Raw genomic sequence first — 24,082 nt, forward strand, 5'->3', positions numbered from 1 at the left:
ATCTAATAAATTGATGGGATTCGCATCAGGTGAAAGGAAACTCAGCGAACAGCTGTAACGAAAGAGAGGGGAGTTAGCGGGTTGGCTAACGTCGATGATGGGAATCGTCGCTAAAAACAGGCACCTGGTTGTCCAGGAGCCTGTCTGTTAACAGCGTAAGCTGTCGCTGATTATCCGCAGCTTGATACTAGATTGCAGTGGGCGTGAGTTGTTGCTGTAGCTGCTCAGCCAGTGGAGCGGCCTGGCCGCTGGTCTTGCCCACCACAATGACATTGGCCGATTGTACCGGCAGGCTGACCGAGTGCATTGTGCCATCGCTTTTCTCGGCTGGCGCTTGGCTGGCCGATGGCACCACAAACACCGTATAGGTCTGCCCGCTGGCTCGCATCACCATATGCAGTGCGTGTTGGCCACCAAAGCTGCAATGATTAATATAGGTGATCTCGCCTGGCAACTTACTGAAGGCTTTGCCAAAAGGTTGTAATTTGGCGTTCACTTGCTCAACCGTCGCGGCTTCGTTGATGCCCGCAATAAATGTCTGTTCATGATAGTAGTGATCCAGTGCAGTACGATTTAGATCCGGCGTCGTAATGCCCCAATTTAACTGGCCGAGTGTCAGTCCAAACACAAACGCAATGGATGCTGCCATAGCAAGGTACCCGCGAGTTCGGCGCTCGGGTTGCTCGGTATCGTTGGTTTGTGAAAATAGAATTTTATCGGCTAAGTCCTCAGGCACATCAACGCGAAGCGCTTGGTCTATTTTGCTATCGAGATTGGCGACATCCTCGGCGTAGCGTTGATGACGGGGAGAGGCCGCCTTCGATGCCTGTAGCTCGGGATCAGACGGGTCGGCCAAAAGACGGCGTCGAAATTCAAGATCGTCCATACTGTTGGCCTCCTGCTGTTGGATTATCAAGCGCTTCTTTGAGTTGTGCACGGGCCCTAAATAAGCGTGTCATCACGGTGTTTTTATTTAAATCTAACAGTTGCGCAATTTCCTCACCGCTAAAGCCGACAATCACTTGTAGCACCAATGGTTCGCGATATTCCGGGGCGAGGGCGGCAATTTGTCGATGTAACCAGCGCTGCTCCATTGAAGCTTCTTGGCTGGGACGGGTTTTATCTTCCCATTCTCCGTCTTGTATATCGATATGATCGTGCTGTTTGCGCTCAAAACGTCGTGCGTTTTCTCGGCGCAAAATAGTGATCAACCAGGCTTTCGCTGCCTTCTCGTCGTGCAAACTGTCCAAGGATCGCCAGGCACGCAGGCACGTCTCTTGAACTAAGTCTTCGGCGATATGTGGATCTTTGGCCAGCCAATAGGCATACCGGTAGAGATCACGGTGCCAAGCGCGTACCAATGCCTCGTAGCGGGCTTGTCGAGTCATGCAGGATGAACCTTTTTTATCGATGCGTCCGTCTATAGACCGAGTGATTTGTCATTTAATTTCAGCTTAGGTGAAAAATCGGCACAAGTTTGATCTGTTTCAATATTGAATCCCTGCAAATCGGTAAAGTTAACCCTGTCGTTATCGGCCATGTGTCGACACTCGTGAGGTTGAGTGAACGGCGTTTCCTTTTTGAATGATATGACTTTCTGTTCGGATCTGGGTGCGGGAAAAGCACTGCACACTTCCCAGATTATCGTTTTGCTTTCCAATCTTTTTTGGGGCTCACGCTAGCGTGTAGCCCCTTTTTTTTATGCCGTAGTTTCTTTTCAATCTGCTGTTATTAAATCACTCTCGGTACAGGGTACACGGAACTGTGCGCTTGTTGGCAATCTTACCAATCAATTAAAACGGGTGTTTTAAGCTAGTAACAATTTGGTTACAATCCTGGTCAGACCTGTAGAACATCCTAAGGAGCAGTGATGACGTCTCAGCAACATCTTAAAACCGGCAATGGCGATCGTATTGCCATTGTGTCTGGGCTGCGTACGCCATTTGCGCGCCAATCAACCGCTTTCACTGATGTGCCAGCGGTTGATTTGGGCAAAATGGTGGTACAAGAACTGCTGAACCGCAGCAGTATTTCCCCAAAAGACATTGATCAAGTGGTGTTTGGGCAGGTAGTGCAAATGCCTGAAGCCCCCAACATTGCGCGAGAAATTGTATTGGGTACGGGGATGGACATTCACACCGATGCCTACAGTGTCACCCGTGCCTGTGCGACCAGCTTTCAAGCCGTCGCCAATGTGGCAGAAAGCATGATTGCAGGCAATATCCAAGTGGGAATTGCCGGGGGCGCGGATTCGTCATCGGTCCTGCCGATTGGCGTAAGCAAAAAGCTCGCCCGTACCTTGTTAGATTTAAGCAAAGCGAAAACCATGAGTCAGCGCTTAAAGCTGCTCAGTAAGCTATCGGTTAAAGATTTAGCCCCTGTACCACCGGCCGTCGCCGAATACTCAACCGGCCTCAGCATGGGGCAGACCGCTGAGCAAATGGCGAAGTCACATCAAATTTCACGAGGCGATCAAGACGCACTCGCGCTTCGCTCTCATCAGCTTGCCAGTAAAGCGTGGGATGAAGGCTTGCTTAGTGATGAAGTCATGACGGCGTACCCTGAACCATACAAAGCGTGGATTGGACAAGATAATAACTTGCGCCCCCATTCCACCCTGGAAGATTATGCCAAATTACGCCCTGCATTTGACCGTAAACATGGCTCTGTGACCGCGGCAAACAGTACGCCGCTCACTGATGGTGCGGCGGCAGTATTAATGATGCCAGAAAGCCGTGCTAAAGCGCTTGGACTCGAGGTCTTAGGCTATATACGCTCCTACGCGTTTTCGGCGATTGGCGTACAAAAAGATATGTTGATGGGCCCTTCGTATGCGACCCCGATGGCGTTAGACCGCGCGGGGATCACGTTGGCGGATCTCACCTTAATTGATATGCACGAAGCGTTTGCCGCGCAAACCCTATCGAATGTGAAAATGTTTGCCTCTGATACCTTTGCCCGTGAGCACCTCAATCGTGATCGCGCCATTGGTGAAATTGATATGGACAAATTCAACGTGCTGGGGGGCTCGCTTGCTTACGGCCACCCCTTTGCCGCTACAGGCGCGCGCATGATCACTCAAACACTGCGTGAGCTGAAACGTCGTGGTGGAGGATTAGCGCTTAATACCGCGTGTGCGGCCGGTGGGCTAGGTGCTGCAATGATCTTGGAGGCAGAATAATGACAACCGATAATACGCAAGCCTTTACGCTAACGATTGCTGATAATCACATTGCTTGGCTGACCATTGATGTGCCTGGCGAGAGCATGAACACCTTGCAAGCGAGTTTTGTCGAGGGCGTTTCAGCGGTGCTGGATCAACTCGAGGGCAATAAATCGGTTAAAGGACTGGTGATTCACTCTGGCAAACCGGACAATTTTGTCGCAGGCGCTGACGTGCGCATGCTAGAGGCGTGTGAAAGTGCCGAACAAGCGAGTGAGATAGCGGGACAAGGACAAGCCTTATTCTCACGCATTGAAAAACTGCCTTTTCATGTGGTGGCTGCGATTCATGGTCCTTGTTTAGGCGGTGGGTTAGAGTTAGCTCTTGCCTGTCACAGTCGGGTTGCTACTGATTGGGATAAAACGCGACTGGGTTTGCCGGAGGTGCAACTTGGTCTACTCCCCGGATCGGGCGGTACGCAGCGTTTACCGCGCTTAATAGGCGTCCCCGATGCATTGGACATGATGCTAACCGGTAAGCAGCTTCGGGCGAAGAAAGCGAAAAAACTCGGCGTGATTGATGATTGTGTTCCGAATACGGTTCTACTTGATGTCGCCGAAGCGTTGGCGCAAAAGTCTAAGCCGAAACGCAGCCGGACATGGCAAAGCTGGATGTTAAGCGGAAATTCGGTAGGGCGTAACCTCGTCTTTGATCAAGCGGGTAAAAAAGCGCGTGCCAAAACGCGGGGTAATTATCCGGCAGCGGATGCTATCTTAGCGGTGGTCAAAAAAGGCCTAGATAAAGGACTAAAAACAGGTTTCGCGGAAGAAGCTCGACAGTTTGGCGAGCTGGTGATGACGCCTGAATCAAAGTCATTACGCAGTCTCTTCTTTGCAACGACTGCGATGAAAAAAGAAAATGGCGCGGACGCTGAGCCAGGTCAGGTTGAACGAGTCGGTGTTCTCGGTGGTGGCTTGATGGGGGCGGGCATCGCCCATGTCTCCGTTGCCAAAGCCGGTTACCCCGTGCGAGTGAAAGATGTCAGTGAAGACGGCATTTTAAACGCGCTTCGCTACAGTTACGCGTTGCTCAACAAAAAGCGGAAGCGCAAGCAAATCAGTAAAGCTGAGTTGCAAGCCACCATGATGCAACTGTCTGGTGACACACAAGCCACGACCTTGTCGAATGCTGACGTGGTGGTTGAAGCGGTGTTTGAAGATTTATCGCTAAAACACCGCATGGTGCAAGAGATGGAGTCGATAACAAGTAAAGACGCTATTTTTGCCACCAATACCTCTTCATTGCCTATCCACCACATTGCCGAAGGCAGCCAGCGGCCAGAGAAGGTTGTTGGCTTGCATTACTTCAGCCCGGTGGAAAAAATGCCTTTAGTCGAGGTAATTCCACACCAAGGGACCAGTGATAAGACGATATCTACCGTGGTCGAGCTTGCTCGCAAACAGGGGAAAACACCGATTGTGGTGGGGGATAGCGCTGGATTCTATGTGAACCGGATTCTTGCCCCGTACATGAACGAGGCGGCGCGTGTGTTATTGGCTGGCGAAACGATTGAACATATCGATAATGCATTGCTCGACTTTGGTTTTCCGGTCGGTCCTATTACGTTGCTTGACGAAGTGGGGATTGATATTGGGGCTAAAATTGCGCCAATTCTCACGCAAGAGCTGGGTAAGCGCTTTGAAGCGCCGGATGTCTTTGATGTGCTGTTAAATGATGATCGTAAAGGGCGCAAAACCGGTAAAGGCTTTTATCGCTACGATGCCAGTAAAAAAGGCAGCAAAGGTAAGCAGGTTGATAAAAAGATCTATAGCTTATTGGACATTAAACTCAATGCGAGTTTGTCGGGTCATGAAGTGGCCCAGCGTTGCGCGCTAATGATGCTGAATGAGGCGGCACGTTGCCTCGACGAGGGTGTCATTCGCTCGGCACGAGATGGCGATATTGGTGCGATCTTTGGCATTGGCTTCCCGCCATTTTTGGGCGGACCGTTCCGCTACATGGATCATATTGGTATCGAACGTGTGGTGAGCTTGCTCCAAGCGCATCAAAATCGTTACGGTGAACGGTTTGCGCCTTGTGAACGCTTGTTGGCAATGGCGAAAGAAGGCGATGTCTTCTATCCCGATACCGAATAAGCGCGTCGCTTAAAAAAGAGCGAGCGCCAAGCAAAAAACAGGGCCATAAAGCGCGGCCCTGTTTTTTTATATTTTAACGGTAAGTTAGTCTTCACTGCGCCGACACTGTGCGCGGAAAGCCTCAATATCGGTAATCGGGTAAGCGCCGTCTAAGGTGGCATCGTCTTGGTGGTCAATGCCACAGCTGTGCATCACTAGTCTATCGGCGGTTCTTGGTTTTAAGGTATTGACCACAAAGCGTACCATATCAGCGCGTGTGAGCTCAGCCATGGCGTCGGCCACTTGCTCGCGACGTTGATAGTGATAATCTTTGTTGCCAATACTGATCCAGTAACGTTGCGCACGCGCGCGTAAATTATTATCTGGCTCTCGCACCTGGGCGAGTAGGCTCTGTTTGCTGCTCTGCCAACGCGATTCGCTCATTTCCAAGAGCACCATAAAAAACGCATTCAAAAAATCGTCAATCGCCCCCATTAATAACTCAGGGCCTGCCAACGGCGATTGCACGTAAAAAATCAATCCAGGGTGACGATTGAGGGGTAAATTGTTCGCGCCAACCATATAACCAAGTTGTTGTTTAGTCCGTAATTCGTTAAAAAAAGCGGACGACATGAGATGGTTCGCGAGGGTATAGGTCGCCACCGCCTCTGGGTCGGTAGATGCGCTTTGATAATACACCAAGAGTGCGGACTCCGCGTGTCCAAGTGTGCGCTCATAACTGACGGTGCCCACACCGTCGAGCAAGGTCAGCGGTCGCACTGATTCTTGATAGGCTTGCCCTTCTACGCGTAGCGCATCTTTCACGGTGTTGGCCAGTGCTTGCGTATGGTTTAGGTGCCAATTGCCATAAACAAACATATCGACGTGGAGGGTAGCGAACATGGCCTCGACAAATTCAGGCAGATCGCGCAACGTCACCGTCTCTAAAGCGCTTAAAAGGGCATGATACGGTGGGTTATTGGGTTGTAGTAAGCCAGTCATGCTGTTGTATAGTTGACTGAGTGGTTTATTCTTCTCGGCATTTTCCCAGCTTCGTTTTAGCTGCGCTTTAATCGTTTCAAAGCGTTCGGGATTAAAACTGCGCTGAGAAAATCGCTGTAAAATCAGCTTAAGTAATAAAGGTTGCTTATCGTTAAAGCCACTGAGGGTTAAGGTCACGCCGCCCTGGTGCGCATACAAATTGTAATTCATGCCCGCAATTTCGGCCTGATACGCTTGCTCATTCAATGCTTCTAATAACATCTCAACGCTAAGCCGGGTCATGACAATATTTTTAACCGTCGCGACCGCATGTGGGCTATCAATGGCAATATAGACATGCCCTTTCGGCACGCGGAAGTGTGGCTCTTGGCCATGCCAGAGACGAAAGCCTGGCAACGTCTCGATTAAGTGCGGGGTGTCACTTTGGTCGGGCTCAACGGGGAGCGGGTGCAGTGCATCGGCAATGTAGGGGTTTGGATCCGGTAGGGCGAGCGCTGGCGATATCGAGTCTGTTTTCCATTGTGCGATTTGCTTAGCAGAAAACCGTTTGATGGAATAAGGCGTTTGATACCAGTCTGCTTGCTGATCATGGCTAAAGCCTTTTGCCACCAGCATCACTCGAACGTTATCGACGCTCATATGCTGCAACATGGTTTGAATTTGAGTGTGATCGAAGCCGGCCATCATATAATCCCCATACAAGAGATCGGCCGGTGCGTAATGGTGCATATTCATGACCAACTGACTCACGGTATCAATAGGGCGAAGTGCGTCTTGATAGTGAAAAGCTAACTCTTGCACTTGCCGCTTTTCCTGATAGCGCCAAGCTTGGACACCGTTCTGTCGAATCAATGCGATCGCTTCAAAAACATGGGTGATGATATCGTCGATGTGGTTTAAGCCCAATTCGGTGAGCGCAAAGCCAAGTGTAAACTCGCGAAAGTCTCGCCCACTGATCCCGCCGCCTGCTGAGAGTGTGTTGATATAGCCTTTATTTTTTAATAATGACATCAGGCTACCCGGGCCTTCATAACCGAGCAGATGGGCAATGTAAGATAAAGGCTTGGTACGATATTGATCAGGGCTTTCTGGCACGGAGAAAGCGAGGGTGAGTTTGCGCACCTCTTTAAGCGGCGCAATGGTGACCCATTGATGGCGCTCGGCCTTGGTCACTAGCGGTGAGTCAACGGTAAGCACGGGATAATCATGATTAGCAATCGCGGCAAAATATTGCTGGGCCAGTGCCTCAAGGTCATCGAGCGATTGTGGTCCGGTGAGCGCAACCGTCATCAAATTCGCACTGTAATTGGCGTGATAAAATGCGATCAAATCATCGCGCACTGATTGATCCGGACGGTCAGCCAATGTTTCTACACTACCGACGGAGAATTTGGCAAACGGATGCTGAGGATTAATGGTTTCTTTGTGAACTTGATAGATACGTCGCACATCATCATTGAGCTTCATGCGATATTCAGCGTCAACTGATTGACGTTCTTTATCCACGGCATCTGCGTCGAAACGCGGTGAAATAAAGAAAGCGCTGAAGCGATCTAAGGCGGGGGCGAACTGATTGGGACGAATATCGAAAAAGAAGGTGGTATTTTCTGTCCCCGTCCAGGCGTTGTTATGGCCACCATGTTGGCTGATAAATCGCTGAAAATCGCCAATCACTGGATAAGACTCAGTGCCTAAAAATAGCATGTGCTCGAGAAAGTGAGCGAGCCCTTGTCGGTCTACCGGATCATGAAAGTGTCCCACATTGACCGACAAGGCCGCAGCGCTGCGATGCGCCTGTGGATCGTTGATCAGTAAAACACGCAATGCATTAGGCAGCGTGATATAACGGTAGTGTTTGTTGTCGTTTGGGCTGACGTACACAAGCAACTCACTTTTAAAGTAAATAAGTTAAGGTTAAGTATGACTACCACTGACCAGAGTCGCAAACCACTTATTTGGTCTTTGGTGTTTTACCTTGGTAGCATGCAGCAAATCTCAGTATAGAAGTGTGGGTATTAACGCGATGAAATTGATCATAATGCGTCATGGCGAAGCACAAGCTTTCGCGGCCAGTGATAGTGAACGCGGATTGACCGCGCATGGCGAGCAACAAAGCCAACAAATGGCAACCTGGCTCCAGCAGCAGCTTAACGGGCAGGCCATTGATAAAGTACTCGTCAGTCCTTATTTACGCGCGCAACAGACATGGCAAGCATGTGCGCCTCTATTGCCTGCCGCTGGCGAAGTACTCACTGAAGAGGGTATTACGCCGTATGGAAACAGCGATCAGGTCCATACGTATCTAAGCGCGATGATAGAGGTAGATAATCCCGGTGTGATTTTGTTGATCTCACATTTGCCGCTGGTTGGCTACTTGACCAATGAATGGGTAAAAGAGGGCCAACCGCCAATGTTTGCCACCTCGGCAATGGCGATCATTGACGTTGACACAGCGACGCAACAGGCGTCACTGGCTACCCTGATGTCGCCACGTCAGCTCGGACGCTAACGCTCAGGCACTTCGATTAATACCAAGAGGGCAGCATCGCCACCAAACTCGCGTGGCGCTTGATGAAACGCCATCACGCTGGGATGCTGGGCGAGCCAGAGGGGGATTTTTTCTTTGAGGATGCCTTTACCAATGCCGTGCATCACGCTGGCACAGCCGGTCCCCTCTTTGACGCACTCGGCGAGCATCGCCCCGAGCTCTCGCTTTGCCTCGGTTTGGGTCATGCCATGTAAATCTAAATAGATATCGGGCACATAGACGCCACGACGAAGCCGTTTGACTTCGTACTTAGAGACGTCTTGCCGCGCATAGTGCATGGGCCCTGACTCCGTTAAAAGTGGCTCAAACTGATCGGAGAAATAAAAGGCATGGTCGCTACTTTGCCGCTCAAACTGGCGTTGTTTACGTGGTTTGCTCATCTGGCGTTGTGGCGGGTTTATGGTATCCTGCTCCAACTTTTTTGCGCCTTTGACGGCATCACGGAATAGCGCTAACTCCTCTTCCGTCATCGATGGTTTTTTGCTCATAAAAAAACTGTCTCCGAGGTAATAGGCTCATTGTACAATCAGCCAGCTCAAAATGCTGCTTATTGTACTGACCTAGCGTCAAAGGGCGACCCCAAATTGCATGAAGCCGATGGAGGCCAATGTGGATACGATTTTTACTGAAGAAGTGGTCAGTGAGTTACATACGCTGCAAGACATGCTGCGCTGGACAGTCAGTCGTTTCAATGCGGCAGGGTTATTTTACGGCCATGGCACTGACAATGCTTGGGATGAAGCGGTTCAGCTGGTACTCCCGACCTTATATCTTCCTATTGATGTCCCGTCTGAAACCCGTTTTTCTCGCCTAACAACCAGTGAAAAGCATCGTATTGTTGAGCGTGTGATTGCGCGTATTAACGATAAAACGCCGGTCGCGTATTTGACCAATAAGGCCTATTTCTGTGGTTTAGAGTTCTTTGTCGACGAACGGGTATTGGTGCCTCGCTCTCCGATAGGTGAGCTCATCCAACAAGAGTTTGCCGGTATTTTGCCGCATGCACCGAACCGAATAATGGATCTGTGTACCGGCAGTGGCTGTATCGCGATTGCCTGTGCTTACGCCTTCCCCGATGCCGAGATAGACGCGGTTGATATTTCCACCGATGCGCTCGATGTTGCCGAAATCAATATTCAGGATCACGGCTTGGAAGAGCAAGTGATCCCAATCCGTTCCGATTTGCTTAAAGAAGTGCCACAAGACAAATACGATTTAATTGTGAGCAACCCGCCTTATGTCGATGCAGAAGACATGGACGACTTACCGGATGAGTTCCGTCATGAGCCAGAACTGGGCCTCGCCGCGGGGACGGATGGATTGAAGTTAGTGCGTCGAATGCTTGCCAATGCGCCGGATTATCTTAGCGAAGACGGTGTGTTGATCTGTGAAGTGGGCAACTCCATGGTGCATATGCAAGAGCAGTATGGTCATTTGCCCTTGCATTGGCTTGAATTCGAGCAGGGAGGCCATGGTGTCTTTATGATTACGCGTCGCGATTTAGTCACCTGTGCCGATGAATTTGCCCTTTATCGCGATTAATGCGTGCCTTTGCTCGTGTTACTTAGCCAGCCCTTGTGCTGGCTTTTTTCTATTTAGGGGGCGAGTCTGCGGATTTTTTTGCGTCTTTGGTTGCTTTATGGTTAATTGCTAACAAAGTATGCAAAAACACAACAATGCCCATCAGGCAAACAGAGGAAGGCATGGCAGGCAATACGATTGGACAAATTTTTCGCGTCACCACCTTTGGAGAAAGTCATGGCGTGGCGTTAGGCGCTATTATTGATGGCTGCCCACCGGGGTTAGCGCTGACGGAAGCAGACATGCAACAGGATCTGGACCGTCGCCGGCCGGGCACGTCTAAGTACACCACGCAGCGCCGTGAGCCCGATGCGGTCAAAATTCTCTCTGGTGTGTTTGAGGGACAAACCACCGGCACATCGATTGGGTTGATGATTGAAAACACGGATCAACGCTCAAAAGATTATTCCAAAATCAAAGATGTGTTTCGTCCAGGCCATGCTGATTTCACCTATCACCATAAATATGGCGTCCGTGATTATCGTGGCGGCGGTCGTTCGTCGGCGCGTGAGACAGCCATGCGCGTGGCAGCCGGTGCGGTGGCTAAAAAGTACCTTGCGCAAGAGCACGGCATTCAAGTGCGCGCTTATCTGGCGCAAATGGGCGAGGTCACTATCGATACCGTCGACTGGGCGCAAGTTGAGCAAAACCCTTTCTTTTGCCCAGATGTGAATAAACTTGAGGAATTGGATGCGCTGATCCGTCAACTGAAAAAAGACGGAGATTCAATCGGTGCCAAGCTCACCGTGGTGGCAGAAAACCTTCCTGTCGGCCTTGGCGAGCCGGTGTTTGACCGTTTAGATGCCGATATTGCCCATGCATTGATGGGGATTAACGCGGTGAAAGGGGTCGAAATCGGAGATGGGTTTGACGTGGTGAATCAGCGTGGCAGTGAGCATCGTGATGAAATCCACCCGGACGGGTTTGCCTCGAACCATGCGGGAGGCATTCTTGGCGGTATCTCTTCAGGGCAGCCACTGGTCGCGCACTTGGCATTAAAGCCCACCTCTAGCATCACAGTACCGGGTAAGAGTATTGATGTTCATGGTGACGCTGCCGATGTGGTGACCCGAGGCCGTCATGATCCTTGTGTGGGGATCCGCGCGGTGCCGATTGCCGAAGCCATGGTGGCAATCGTACTGATGGACCATTTGCTCCGTCATCGTGGGCAAGTTGGCCGTTAAAAGCCGGCCCGCCAATTCACACACACCTCATGTATCTTGTTATTTGTTGACGCTCCCCCCGCCATTCGTTGGCGGGGCATGTTTGTAACTTTCCCCTATGACTCATAACTATCACGATTTAATTCAACTGTTTAACCAAACCTTTCTCGCGACTTTTAACACCGAGCTGTTACTGGGCGGCGATGAGCCTATTTATCTGCCGGCGAATTCAAATCACCCGCATCACCGCGTGATCTTTGCGCGTGGTTTTTTTGCCTCAGCGCTACACGAAATCGCACACTGGACCATTGCCGGTGAGAAACGCCGTCAACTGGAAGATTATGGCTATTGGTATCACCCCGATGGCCGCGATGCTGACACGCAAGCCGCGTTTGAAGCGGTAGAAGTGAAGCCTCAAGCGATTGAGTGGATCCTTGCGGCAAGCTGTGGCTTTCGTTTTCAAGTCAGCTGCGACAACTTAAGTGGTGTAGAGCCCGATCGCCATGCCTTTGCGGGCAAAGTCCGTCATCAAGTCATTGATTATTTATCTGACGCGGAGGCAAGCCCGGCTTTGCCCGTGCGCGCTAAGCAGTTTTCTGATACCTTGCGAGACTTTTACGGTGTCTCTGCTCTGGGGCCCGATGACTTTACGTTGCCCAGCTAAGGTTAATAAGATGAAAGTTCAAGATTATGAAGCACGCATTTTGGCATTAATCGATGAGATGGTAGACACTGCCTCAGACGATGAATTATTTGCGAGTGGCTATTTACGCGGCCACGTCTCGCTGGCGGCTGCGGATTGTGAGTTAGAGGGCATGGATGAAGTGGCGTCATTAAAAGCGCGCGTGGACACTAGCTTGTCGAAAAATGCGAGTGAACTCTCACCGGGCGATCAACGCTTGGTCGGGGCGCTTTGGGATCTGCTTCAGCAACAAGTCGAAAAATCGGCGTAACACTGCAATACGGCGCTTCTCAATAACTGCGCTTTTCAACTCCTGTTCTGCGGTATCGAGTGATTATCAAGCCATCGCCTCGACGATGGCTTGGTTGTTTTTCCCCACACGTTCTTGTTTTTACTGATATATAACTAACGATTCGCTACACCGCTTTACCTTTTAGCAGTTTGCGGACCCACATGCGTCCCGGGTGCAGGGTATCGAGTACTGACTGTGGCAAAGGCAAGGGCTCATCACATAACTGAGCGACGAGGATTTCTGCGGCGAGAGGCGCGGAGGTAAGACCGCGAGAACCAAGCCCCAGAAGGCAATATAGCCCAGGGTAAACAGGGACGGAACCGGCTTTTTCCTTGTCTTTTTGCAGGGTTTGGTAGGCCCAAAGCAGTGCGTCGTAATTACACACATTGCCGATAAATGGCAGGTGGTCGCGACTGGCACAGCGCACACCAACGCGTCCTGTTTCGGCAACAGGCACATGATGCGCCCAATCAGTGTCAATACAGTCGGTTAAGCGCTGCTGGTTTTCAACCTGATCGGCCGATTGAAATTCAAGGTCGGCATTGTTGCGCGCATAGCTTGCGCCTAAGCAATGTTCACCAGCCTGATTCGCCGGTGTTAAATAGCCCTCAAAACATAACACCGTGCTCAGTGCGCGGAGGTCAGCATTGGTGGGGACATGGCTCACTTGGCCGCGCACGGGGTAAACCGGAATGGGCGCCGTTTGGTCAAAGTTATCCGCTTGGTGCCCATTGGCGATAATCACGTTCTGGTGACACAGCTCACCGTTGGCGGTACTCAGGGTCCAACCATTGTCCGTTTGTGTTAACGCATTGATGTGACAATCAAAATGCGCGCTTAGCTGTCCGCGGGTGATAGCGGCACCAATCACGCCTGCGGTAAACTGTTGCGGACTGAGCCAGCCGCCCAGCGGGTAAAACACACCGGCATGCCCAGTTTCTACTCCCACTTTTTCTGTCACTGCGTCTTGGCTTACGCGCATGACCAGTGCCTCAGGAAATGCGCCATGAAGCATTTTTTCGAGCTTAGAGGCGCTTTTCTCGTCATAGCCTAGTTGGGTAACACCACACCAGTCATGTTCAAAGGCGATGCCTTGTTCAGCCTGTTGGCGAATAAACTGCCGAGCAAATAAAAAAGCGGGCGCAAAAAACTGACTCAAGTTGTCGTTGTTACCATTAAGGAGTGGATAAACCGCTCCTTGCTGATTTCCGGATGCGCCTGCCGCTGGCTGCGGGTCTTGGCAATAAAGCGTGACTTGCTTGCCCCGCTGAAGTAACGCGCTAATCAAGGCTGCACTGGCAATACCACCGCCAATAATGGCAATGTCATCCGCTGTTGCGGCGGGTGTGCGCGCATACCAAGGTGGATGGCTGGCAGTGGCTTGGCGAGCAGGCAAAGCGCCCGCTAACATTTCTCGCTTGTGACCAAAGCCTTTTACCTTTTTCATGTCAAAGCCGGCGTCAATCAGTCCACGGCGGACAAAGCCGGCCGCGGTGAAAGTCGCGCAGGTACACTGCTCTCGCGCAAGTCTTGCCATGCCATTAAATAGATCCTGGTTCCACATTTCAGGGTTTTTGCTTGGGGCAAAACCATCTAAATACCAGGCATCAACAATCCCTTTCTGACCTGTTGGTACTTGTGGTAACCAATCTTTAATATCCCCAAACCACAAATCGAGTGTAATCTGACCATCAGCTAATACAATACGTTGACAACCCGCTAACGGTACGGGGTAATGGGCGCGAAGTTGTTCAGCATAGTTTGCAAGCTCTGGCCAAGCTTGATGGGCACGCGCGAGATCTTCTACGGTCAAAGGGTACTTTTCAAAACTGATAAAGTGGAGGTGCGTGACGGTGCTATCAAGGTTAGCATGGCGGAATTGGTCAAAGGCATGCCAGGTGGCGAGAAAGTTTAGCCCGGTCCCAAATCCGGTTTCTGCAATCACAAAGCGTGACTGAGTTGCCGTATGCCAACGTTCGGGTAACTGATTTTGCCCCAAGAACACGTAGCGCGTCTCAGCTAAGCCGTCGTGATTGGAAAAGTAGACGTCGTCGAACTGATCAGCAACAGGCGTACCTGTATCATTCCAGCTGATTTTTGCATGGTCGATTGAGGGAGTGCTCACAAATGCCTCATACACAGGAAACAGAAGATGGAAATTGTACTGATAGAAAGGAAAGCTGACCACTTATCAGCTTTAAAAACGCTATCATCCACTGCGAAATTAACGTCTAGGAAAGAATCATGAAACGAGCTGTCATTACAGGCATGGGGATTGTTTCCAGTATTGGTAACAACGTCAAAGAAGTGCTGGAGTCGCTCAAAGCGGGAAAATCTGGCATTAACTTCTCTCAGCAGTTTGCAGATATGAAGCTGCGCAGCAACGTTTGGGGGGATCTCAAACTTAACCCAGCCGACCACATTGATCGTAAAAAAATGCGCTTTATGGGGGACGCGGCTGGCTTCGCCTATTTAGCCATGGAGCAGGCGATTGAAGACTCAGGCTTAGCCCCTGAGCAAGTTTCTAATCCGAGAACGGGCCTAGTTGCCGGTTCTGGGGGCGCATCATCGGTCAACCAAGTCACGGCGGTTGATACCTTACGCGAGAAAGGTGTAAAACGTGTCGGCCCTTATATGGTGCCACGTACTATGTCATCCACGGTCTCAGCGTGCTTGGCGACCCCGTTTCAAATTAAAGGGGTCAACTACACCATGAGCTCGGCCTGTGCGACATCGGCACACTGTATTGGCCATGCGCTTGAGCTGATTCAATTGGGTAAACAAGACGTCGTGTTTGCTGGTGGCGGCGAAGAGCTTGATTGGTCACTCACCATGATGTTTGACGCCATGGGCGCACTCTCAACCAAATACAATGATGATCCACAAAAAGCGTCACGTACCTATGATGCCGATCGCGATGGTTTCGTGATTTCTGGCGGCGGCGGTATGCTGGTGGTTGAAGAGCTTGAGCATGCGCTGGCGCGTGGTGCCACCATTTATGGTGAAATTGTCGGCTATGGGGCAACATCTGACGGCTATGATATGGTCGCGCCATCCGGCGAAGGGGCGGTGCGCTGTATGAATATGGCGATGCAAGATGTTGATGGCGAGGTGGATTATATCAACACCCATGGCACGTCAACGCCAGTGGGTGATGTCAAAGAGCTTGGTGCCATCCAAGAAGTCTTTGGTGGTAAGAGCCCTGCTATTTCGGCGACCAAGTCGATGACAGGCCATGCACTCGGTGCTGCCGGGGCGCATGAAGCCATTTACTCGACGCTAATGCTGGCGCACGGCTTTGTCGCCCCGAGTATCAATGTTGATAACTTGGATCCGGCCGCTGATGGGCTAGATATTGTGACACAACCACGTGAGCAAGCACTCACTCGTGTTATGTCAAACAGCTTCGGATTTGGCGGAACGAACGCCACCTTGGTGATTGAAAAGTATCGCGGCTAATATCGCGCTTATTTTCAGGTTCTCAATGGACCCGGCCACGGCCGGGTTTTTTATTATTGGCCCGACGTGGGGGCATGCTTTTTGGCGGATGTTTTCTTACAGGTAGGGCGATACAATGGGCGTTATTTTTCAGCGCTCGTACGCGACGTTAAAAACAGGATGCTGACCGTGAAAATAGTTGTAGATGAAAACATGCCCTATGCCCAGGCATTGTTTAGCCAATTAGGTGAAGTCGTTGCCTTACCTGGCCGGGCGATCGGTGCGGAAGATATCCAAGATGCCGACGCTTTGTTGGTGCGCAGTGTCACGCATGTTAATCACGCGTTGATTAAAGATGCCAAGCAATTACGCTTTGTCGGTTCGGCTACCGCGGGAGAAGATCACCTTGATTTTGATGCACTGCAAGCACAAGGCGTATATGCCACGGCAGCGCCGGGCTGCAACAAAGTTGGGGTCGCGGAATATGTGATCAGTGCCTTATTGGTGTTGGCGCAACAGCAAGCATTTAAATTGACCGACCGAACCGTCGGTATTGTCGGTGTCGGTCACGTTGGGAGTTACTTAGCTGATCGTTTAGCTGCACTGGGCATTAAAACCTTGCTCTGCGATCCGCCGCGTCAGGCGCGTGAGAATCGCGCGGATATGGTGGATATTGATACGCTGATTGTACAATCGGATGTGGTGACCTTTCATACGCCTCTGACGTCGACTGGTGAGCACCCTACTCATCATTTGATGAATCACGCTCGTTTAAATGCACTCGCACCGGGAAGCATTTTGATTAATGCCGCACGCGGCCCGATTGTTGATAATCAAGCGCTTAAGACACGGCTGGCACGAGGCGATATGGATGCAGTTTTGGACGTGTATGAGCATGAGCCCGAGGTCGATCTTGCTTTGGTCGAACGGCTAACCTTTGCAACGCCACATATCGCTGGCTATGGATTGGAAGGAAAAGCACGCGGTACCACCATGGTGTTTAATGCCTTATGCCAACATTTATCGTTACCACAGCGCGCTGACGCCGCCGATCTATTGCCGACAGCGCCCATTCCTTCTGTGCAACTAGCCGCGCCTTGGCAGCAGACTGATCTTATGGCGTTAACCCAACTTGTTTATGATATCCGTCGCGACGATAGTGATTTTCGCCGAGCGATGACACAAGCAGGGGAGAACAAACCGGCACAGCGTACAGCCTTTGACCAATTACGAAAAAATTACTGGGATCGACGTGAGTACAGTGCGATCACGGTAGCCGGACACGCTGATTTCGGGTTACAGTCGCTGGCTAAGCTGGGCTTTAGTATTGAGGAGCACGCATGACACAAGCATTTGATGTTGCGGTTTTGGGCGCAACAGGTGCGGTAGGCCGTACCATTATCGACATTTTAGAAGAGCGCGATTTTCCTATTGGCACTCTCCACCTGCTTGCCAGCGAGCGCAGTGCCGGTGAAACCATTACCTTCAAAGGCGAAAGTTTGCGTGTGCAAAACGTCGACACCTTTGATTGGACCCAAGTTCAAATTGGCCTGTTTTCGGCAGGCGCGCAAACCTCCGCACATTGGGCGCCTATTGCCGCAGAAGCAGGAGTGGTGGTGATCGATAATACCTCACAATTCCGCTATGATTTCGATGTGCCCTTGGTGGTGCCGGAAGTCAATCCAGCCGCGATTGGTGATTTTCGTAACCGCAATATTATTGCAAATCCCAATTGCTCAACGATTCAGATGCTGGTCGCATTAAAACCCATTTACGACGCCGTGGGGATCGAACGTATTAACGTCTCTACCTATCAATCGGTGTCAGGATCTGGAAAGTCGGGTGTCGACGAACTCGCGGGCCAAACGGTGAAACTACTCAATAGCCAAGATGCCGAACCTTCGCTCTATAGCAAACAAATTGCTTTCAATTGCTTGCCTCAGATCGATCAATTTATGGATAACGGCTACACCAAAGAAGAAATGAAGATGGTGTGGGAAACGCAAAAGATTTTCGCTGATGAGATGATTGGGGTTAACCCTACTTGTGTGCGTGTGCCTGTTTTTTATGGCCATGCAGAAGCGGTGCATATCGAATGCCGTCAACCCATTGACGCAACAGAGGCGATGGCAATCCTTAGCCAGCACGAGCATATTGAAGTCTTTGAAGGCGAAGAGTATCCAACCCAAGTCAAAGAAGGGACGGGATCAGACAAGGTGCTTGTGGGACGGGTCCGTAACGACATTAGCCATCCAAATGGTTTAAACCTCTGGGTGGTTGCTGACAATGTGCGTAAGGGTGCCGCAACCAACACGGTACAAATTGCTGAAGTCTTAGTGCGCGATTATCTTTAATCGACAGCGTGTGACGATGACAAGAGCGTGATGGTCCACGCATCACCATGTCAGTTTGATTGATACCCCATCCGTTGATGGGGTATTTTTTTAGGCATTAAATTTGCACAGATGACGATACGCGAAGTGTGGGCATGCTATCATCGAGGCAAAACTGAGGCAGAGCGCCCACAGTTTGATCGCACAACACACTTTTATATCATCAAACTACAGTTTTTCGCATGGCTTCCGATATAGTTAGATATTTAGTGAGGCCATTTCTGCCATAGGGAGTGCGGGTGTGTCCAACGCACAGCAAAGTGAACAGTCTTCTTCTCAAACGCGATTGACGATAATCTCGCACACAGTGAGGCGGCATCTTCTTGCCGTCGTGGGGTTATTGGCGATCAGTCTCGTCAGTGTGTCTACCTTACCGGTCGAGGCGGCCATTCGTATTCTGGGCCCGCAAGAGGAAATGACGACTGAGTCGTCATCCGCACAACAACCGCCTACGGTGCAATCCGCGCAGCAATATGGCCCAACAGGTGCAAACGAAACCTTGTGGTCGATTGCGACGCAAATGCGTCCCAATACACAAGTCAGTGTTTACCAAACATTGGGCGCGATTTTCCGTCTCAATACCGACGCGTTTGCCAATAATAATATCCATCGCTTGCAGCCAGGTAGCACATTAGTGATGCCAACCTTGGAGCAAATCGAACGAGAAAGTACGCAAGATGTCGTAAATCGTCTTGAAATTGATGACGCACGTAAGCAAGCACAAACGACGACACCATTGAGTGATCAAGTCACCCAGCCTGACGCTCAAGCATCAGAGCAAGTCGAACCCGAGCAAGCTGAACCAGAATCGCAACAAAGCGCCTCAGAAACAGAGCAAGCACAGGACGCTGACGCGAGTGAGCCTGAGACACCACAACCTGAAGTGGTAGAAACGTTGCAATCGCAGCTACAAAACTCAGATCAAGAAATGACCCGCTTGGTTGAGAGTAATCATGTGCTCAAAGTGCGCTTATCCGAAGTTCAGTACGAACTGAATGCGCTGAAAGAAAAAATGAGCAGTGATGACGAGTTGAATCAGGAAATACGTGCTTTCCTAGAACAACAACGTCAGCAGCAGGCGAAACAAGAGACGCAGCCTCCCTCTGCGGTCGACTCTTTATTGGATAATCCACTCCTGCTCGCCATGTTCGCGATCATTCCTGGCGCGTTAATTGCCGGTGGGGTTTTCTTCTTCTTGGCGCGTCGTAAGAAACAAAACGAAGAGCATGACGAGCCCGCCTCACTCGACCATGATGAGCTAGATGATATGCCGGTTATCATGGTGCCCGATCCTGAAGATGAGCAGGAAGGGGAGAGTCACCAAGATCAATCTGACGATGAGTTAGAGATCACTGAGGATGGTCGTAGTGATGAAGACGTGGCATTTGGTGATGACACGGTATTCGGTGATGACACGGACCTTGATGATCTCAATCTTGACGATGAACTGGACGACATGTCTGGTAACGAATCGAGCGTTGCGCCAACCAGTGACGATGCCATTGGACTCGAGGACATGGAGCGTGCGTTAGATGAATTGGCGGATACACCGCCTGCCGATACCGAAACGTCGACCGGCAGCGAAAGTGAAACCGACGACGCAGCCCTCCCTGAAGAGGAAATGAGTGCAGACGAGGCGCTTGCAGCAGAGTGGGCGAAAGCGCTAGAAGAAGGTAACGACAGTGATGTAGATGACATTGATGCCTTGCTCGCCGGGGAATCGGGCACTGAATCTGCGCCGGAGGAACCCTCTGAGTCCACGCGTGAATCAGAAGCAGACGTAGAGAGTGATACTGAGGCGACATCGGATGATAATCCTGAATCAAGCGAAGCGTCGGAAGAGCAAGCACCGAATGATGCATTATTTGACTCAGCCCTTGCCGATGAGCCAGCGTTAGATCTCAGCCAAGAAATTGATTTATCAGATGATGACGACGAAGACAGCGTTTCGCTCGACAACACGACCGAGCTTCTTGATGAGCTTGTCGGTGATGATGATGACGATGATGATAGCTGGTTGAATGATCAAGATGATACGGAGACTGAGTTTGATGAAAGCAGTGATGCTTTACTGGATGAAGTATTAGACAACGATGATCCGCACCTTGAAGACTCTGACGCCTTGTTGGAGGAAGTGTTAGGTGACGACGACGAATCCGATCCACTTGCGGAGGAAGATGATCCTGCACTATGGGAAGAAGCTGAAGACAGCGATCCTAATGAAGCGGAACTCGAAAAACTGCTTTATGAATCAGAGGGTGAACCAGAGCCTGATCCCCGTAAAGCAGAACAGCCCGCAGAGCCCGAGACTGACGACGATGCACAGGGTGACACGGATGAAGCGCCAGCCGATGACACTGCAGAGCCCGAGGCCGAAGCTCAGGATGATACGGATGGAATGTCAGCCGAGGATACCGCGGAACCCGAGGCCGAGGCTCAGAACGATACAGATGAAGCACCCGTCGCCGACGAGTCGCCAGCAGACCAACAGCCGGAACAACCGGAACAAACGGCTGAGCCGGATGACACCGTCGAAGCTGACGCTCCGGACGATACAGATGAAGCACCCGTCGCCGACGAGTCGCTAGCAGACCAACAACCCGAACAAACGGCTGAATCGGATGACGCCGCTGAGGTTGAAGACACACCCGACACTGCACCTGAAGAGTCAGTCGATGACACTGCAGAGCCCGAGACTGAGGACGACGCACAGGATGACGTGGACGAAGCGCCAATCGCGAATGATCAGCCAGAAGACGCTCAACCCGAAGAAACGGCTGAATCGGATGACGCCGCGGAAGTTGAAGACACACTCGACGCTGAGCCTGAAGAGCCAGCCGATGACACTGCAGAGCCCGAGACTGACGATGACGTACAGGATGACACGGACGAAGATCCAATCGCGAATGATCAGCCAGTAGACGCTCAACCCGAAGAAACGGCTGAGCCGGATGACGCCGCCGAGGTTGAAGACACATCCGACACTGTGCCCGAAGAGCCAGTCGATGACGCTGCAGAGCCCGAGACTGAGGACGATGCACAGGATGATGTGGACGAAGAGCCAATCGCGAATGATCAGCTAGAAGACGCTCAACCCGAAGAAACGGCTGAATCGGATGACTCCGCCGAGGTTGAAGACACACCCGACGCTGAGCCTGAAGAGTCAGTCGATGACACTGCAGAGCCCGAGACTGAGGACGATGCACAGGATGACACGGACGAAGCGCCAGCCGATGACACCGCTGAATCCGATGCACAGGATGACGTGGACGAAGGTCCAATCGCGAATGATCAGCCAGTAGACGCTCAACCCGAAGAAACGGCTGAGCCGGATGACGCCGCGGAAGTTGAAGACACACTCGACGCTGAGCCTGAAGAGCCAGCCGATGACACCGCTGAATCCGATGCACAGGATGACGTGGGCGAAGAGCCAATCGCGAATGATCAGCCAGTAGACGCTCATCCCGAAGAAACGGCTGAATCGGATGACGCCGCTGAGGTTGAAGACACACCCGACACTGCACCTGAAGAGCCGGCCGAGGACACTGCGGGATCCGAGACTGAGGACGACGCACAAGATGACAAGGACGAAGCGCCAGCCGATGACACTGCAGAGCCCGATACTGACGACGATGCACAGGATGACGCGCCCGTCGCCGACGAGCAGCCTGATCAAGGCGAAAACCTCGATGATATTAAAGAGGAAGATTTACTCGATTTAACCAATCTGCCTGAATATGACGAAGAAGCCGCACTGGCAGATGCAGAACCGGTTGACGAAGAAGAACAAGCTGCACTTGATAGCGTGCCAGAGCCAGAGCCAGAGCCAGAGCCAGAGCCAGAGCCAGAGCCAGAGCCAGAGCCAGAGCCAGAGCCAGAGCCAGAGCCAGAGCCAGAGCCAGAGGGGCGGCACTCGACGAACAACGAGAGCTCGAGTCTTATCTCAATGAGCAGCAAGACAATGCGCCAACCTCTGAGGCGCCCGAGCGCGATACACGCAATATCAGTGATCTGGATGACGATGATCACCAGGTAGGTGGTCTGAATATGGAGGCCTTGCTATCGGAATCCGATGACGATGAGCCTCTCGATCTTTCCGCTTTATCCGACGAAGAAGCAGCGGTTTGGCAAGCCGATAATGAGCCAGAGCCAGAAGCCGAAAGTGAAGATTGGAGCCAACAACCCGCCATTGATCCGGCCTCGCTTGAAACCTTTGAACTGGAACAGGCCTTGGATGATGATCTGCTCGGTGAGGGTGAAGCTGAAAGTGAACTTATCGGCGAAGAGCAGGAAGGTGACGACTACATTAGTATCGAAGAGCTTATGCGCGATGACGGCTCGACGCCAGATATTGATCCCGACAAGGCGGAGATGAACCTTGACGTAGGGTTGGATGAATTCCCTGATGTGTTAGAAGACATTAGTGCGATTGATGTTGATGGCGACACCGCCAGCACAGAGGCATCGACCAATCTCGACTTGGCGAAAGCTTACTTGGAAATGAATGATATGGATGGCGCGATTTCCTTATTAGAAAAAGTGATTCAGTCAGGCAATAAGGCCTTGCAGCAAGAGGCTCGGCAACTGCTTGAACAACTTAGGTAACACCACAATCAGGTAGCACAGGCTACCTGATTGCTTATTAGGCCTCAGAATAGACAGTCGATGTTAAGACCTGCAACAGGCCGGCTTTATGGGTATAATGCTGCGCCTTGTTGAGCAGTAACTAAAAAGGCACAGGCATGAGATTCGCGTTAGGCATTGAATATGACGGCGCCCAGTTTTACGGTTGGCAAAGGCAACGAGAAGTCACCAGTGTCCAAGAACACTTGGAAAAAGCCTTGTCGACCGTCGCTAATCACCCTGTGGCAGTACAATGTGCGGGGCGTACCGATTCGGGAGTCCACGGCACCGGACAGGTGGTGCATTTTGATAGCGATAGCCAACGGCCATTAAAAGCCTGGACGATGGGAGTGAATGCAAACTTGCCTGATGCGATTGCCGTACGTTGGGCCACGCCTGTTCCAGACGATTTTCATGCGCGATTCAGTGCGACAGCACGCCGCTATCGCTATGTGATATACAACCACTCTTTGCGCCCAGCGATACTGGGTAAAGGTGTCAGTCACTATCATAGCGAGTTGGATGAAACCTTAATGGCGCGAGCGGGTCAGTACTTACTAGGTGAGAATGATTTCTCGTCATTTCGTGCGGCACAATGTCAATCTCACTCGCCATGGCGGAATGTGATGCATTTATCTGTCACGCGTCAGGGGCGGTTTATCGTGATCGATATAAAAGCGAATGCCTTTGTGCATCACATGGTGCGCAATATCGCGGGCAGCCTCATGGCTGTCGGTCGTAAAGAACAGCCGCCAGAGTGGATCGCATGGCTACTGGCACAGAAAGATCGCACCTTGGCGGCCGCGACGGCCAAAGCGGAAGGTTTGTATTTGGTCGAGGTGGATTATCCGGATCAATATGGCTTACCACGCCCGCCGATAGGGCCTTTGTTTTTGCCCGATCAGGTGATGGAATCCGAGAGCATACTCGGCGCAAAGCGTACGGAGACAGAATAGGTAGTACCAGTTTTTTATCCCAAGTCTGGCAGACTTGTGATTTAATTCGGTCTAATTTGTTACGAATCCAAGATGGTTGTCTAATTGTGATAGCCATGACTAAGTA

At 51.2% G+C, this 24,082-nt stretch carries 18 protein-coding genes; 13 read left to right on the forward strand and 5 right to left on the reverse strand.

Features of this window, described 5'->3' with window-relative positions; all coding sequences use genetic code 11:
• Positions 1 to 187: 187 nt before the first annotated feature.
• Positions 188 to 886, reverse strand: a complete 699-nt coding sequence (locus tag BZG75_RS04215; protein WP_077576262.1) for a DUF3379 family protein — start codon at positions 884 to 886, stop codon at positions 188 to 190.
• Positions 873 to 1,388, reverse strand: coding sequence for a sigma-70 family RNA polymerase sigma factor (locus tag BZG75_RS04220; RefSeq protein WP_077460328.1), 516 nt, complete (start codon positions 1,386 to 1,388; stop codon positions 873 to 875). Before BZG75_RS04220 ends, BZG75_RS04215 begins: the two co-directional genes overlap by 14 nt.
• Before the next feature lie 482 nt (positions 1,389 to 1,870).
• Between BZG75_RS04220 and fadI the strand changes: the two genes are divergently transcribed.
• Both fadI and fadJ read left to right on the forward strand, forming a co-directional pair.
• Positions 1,871 to 3,181: an acetyl-CoA C-acyltransferase FadI gene (fadI, locus tag BZG75_RS04225; RefSeq protein WP_077460329.1), complete on the forward strand. Its 1,311-nt coding sequence runs from the start codon at positions 1,871 to 1,873 to the stop codon at positions 3,179 to 3,181.
• Positions 3,181 to 5,319 (forward strand): fatty acid oxidation complex subunit alpha FadJ, encoded by a 2,139-nt coding sequence (gene fadJ / locus BZG75_RS04230; protein WP_077576263.1) that lies wholly within the window; start codon positions 3,181 to 3,183, stop codon positions 5,317 to 5,319. Before fadI ends, fadJ begins: the two co-directional genes overlap by 1 nt.
• Before the next feature lie 84 nt (positions 5,320 to 5,403).
• On the opposite strand, the gene BZG75_RS04235 is transcribed toward fadJ, so the two are convergent.
• Positions 5,404 to 8,181 carry an insulinase family protein gene (locus tag BZG75_RS04235; protein ID WP_199878846.1) on the reverse strand — a complete coding sequence of 926 codons (2,778 nt, stop codon included), beginning with the start codon at positions 8,179 to 8,181 and terminating at the stop codon, positions 5,404 to 5,406.
• Positions 8,182 to 8,323: 142 nt separating this feature from the next.
• Here BZG75_RS04235 and sixA point away from each other — a divergent pair, with 142 nt between their 5' ends.
• The gene (gene sixA / locus BZG75_RS04240; RefSeq protein ID WP_077576265.1) at positions 8,324 to 8,809 is read left to right on the forward strand and encodes a phosphohistidine phosphatase SixA; all 486 of its coding nucleotides are present in this window, start codon (positions 8,324 to 8,326) and stop codon (positions 8,807 to 8,809) included.
• Here the strand turns inward: sixA and smrB are convergent.
• On the reverse strand, positions 8,806 to 9,336 hold the full coding sequence (gene smrB / locus BZG75_RS04245) for an endonuclease SmrB (RefSeq protein WP_021023101.1): 531 nt from the start codon (positions 9,334 to 9,336) through the stop codon (positions 8,806 to 8,808). The two genes, sixA and smrB, sit on opposite strands and share 4 nt — an antisense overlap.
• 121 nt (positions 9,337 to 9,457) lie before the next feature.
• On the opposite strand from smrB, the gene prmB reads away from it, so the two are divergent.
• From prmB to BZG75_RS04265, 4 genes are all read left to right on the forward strand, one after another.
• A complete protein-coding gene (gene prmB / locus BZG75_RS04250; RefSeq protein WP_077576335.1) occupies positions 9,458 to 10,390 on the forward strand; it encodes a 50S ribosomal protein L3 N(5)-glutamine methyltransferase in 933 nt (310 codons plus the stop codon).
• A gap of 161 nt (positions 10,391 to 10,551) precedes the next feature.
• Positions 10,552 to 11,613, forward strand: coding sequence for a chorismate synthase (gene aroC, locus BZG75_RS04255; protein WP_021023103.1), 1,062 nt, complete (start codon positions 10,552 to 10,554; stop codon positions 11,611 to 11,613).
• Positions 11,614 to 11,710: 97 nt separating this feature from the next.
• On the forward strand, positions 11,711 to 12,256 hold the full coding sequence (locus BZG75_RS04260; RefSeq protein WP_077460331.1) for an elongation factor P hydroxylase: 546 nt from the start codon (positions 11,711 to 11,713) through the stop codon (positions 12,254 to 12,256).
• Between the two features lie 10 nt (positions 12,257 to 12,266).
• Positions 12,267 to 12,545 carry a YfcL family protein gene (locus BZG75_RS04265; RefSeq protein ID WP_021023105.1) on the forward strand — a complete coding sequence of 93 codons (279 nt, stop codon included), beginning with the start codon at positions 12,267 to 12,269 and terminating at the stop codon, positions 12,543 to 12,545.
• 145 nt (positions 12,546 to 12,690) lie between these two features.
• On the opposite strand, the gene mnmC is transcribed toward BZG75_RS04265, so the two are convergent.
• Positions 12,691 to 14,691, reverse strand: a complete 2,001-nt coding sequence (mnmC, locus tag BZG75_RS04270; RefSeq protein ID WP_077576267.1) for a bifunctional tRNA (5-methylaminomethyl-2-thiouridine)(34)-methyltransferase MnmD/FAD-dependent 5-carboxymethylaminomethyl-2-thiouridine(34) oxidoreductase MnmC — start codon at positions 14,689 to 14,691, stop codon at positions 12,691 to 12,693.
• Between the two features lie 119 nt (positions 14,692 to 14,810).
• On the opposite strand from mnmC, the gene fabB reads away from it, so the two are divergent.
• The 6 genes from fabB to truA all read left to right on the forward strand — a co-directional run bounded on the left by fabB (position 14,811) and on the right by truA (position 23,976).
• Entirely contained in the window at positions 14,811 to 16,025 is a 1,215-nt protein-coding gene (gene fabB / locus BZG75_RS04275) for a beta-ketoacyl-ACP synthase I (protein WP_021023107.1), read from the forward strand.
• A 168-nt stretch (positions 16,026 to 16,193) separates the two neighbouring features.
• A complete protein-coding gene (locus BZG75_RS04280; RefSeq protein ID WP_077576269.1) occupies positions 16,194 to 17,348 on the forward strand; it encodes a 4-phosphoerythronate dehydrogenase in 1,155 nt (384 codons plus the stop codon).
• Positions 17,345 to 18,358, forward strand: a complete 1,014-nt coding sequence (locus tag BZG75_RS04285) for an aspartate-semialdehyde dehydrogenase (RefSeq protein WP_021023109.1) — start codon at positions 17,345 to 17,347, stop codon at positions 18,356 to 18,358. Before BZG75_RS04280 ends, BZG75_RS04285 begins: the two co-directional genes overlap by 4 nt.
• Positions 18,359 to 18,638: 280 nt before the next feature.
• Positions 18,639 to 22,433 (forward strand): FimV/HubP family polar landmark protein, encoded by a 3,795-nt coding sequence (locus BZG75_RS15525; RefSeq protein WP_131825131.1) that lies wholly within the window; start codon positions 18,639 to 18,641, stop codon positions 22,431 to 22,433.
• Between the two features lie 11 nt (positions 22,434 to 22,444).
• A complete protein-coding gene (locus BZG75_RS04295; RefSeq protein ID WP_077576272.1) occupies positions 22,445 to 23,002 on the forward strand; it encodes a FimV/HubP family polar landmark protein in 558 nt (185 codons plus the stop codon).
• A gap of 137 nt (positions 23,003 to 23,139) precedes the next feature.
• Positions 23,140 to 23,976 carry a tRNA pseudouridine(38-40) synthase TruA gene (gene truA, locus BZG75_RS04300; protein WP_077460335.1) on the forward strand — a complete coding sequence of 279 codons (837 nt, stop codon included), beginning with the start codon at positions 23,140 to 23,142 and terminating at the stop codon, positions 23,974 to 23,976.
• Positions 23,977 to 24,082 lie beyond the last annotated feature (106 nt).

It is taken from the genome of Salinivibrio sp. AR640 (genome assembly GCF_001995405.1).
In the GTDB taxonomy this organism is placed as follows: Bacteria; Pseudomonadota; Gammaproteobacteria; order Enterobacterales; family Vibrionaceae; genus Salinivibrio; species Salinivibrio costicola.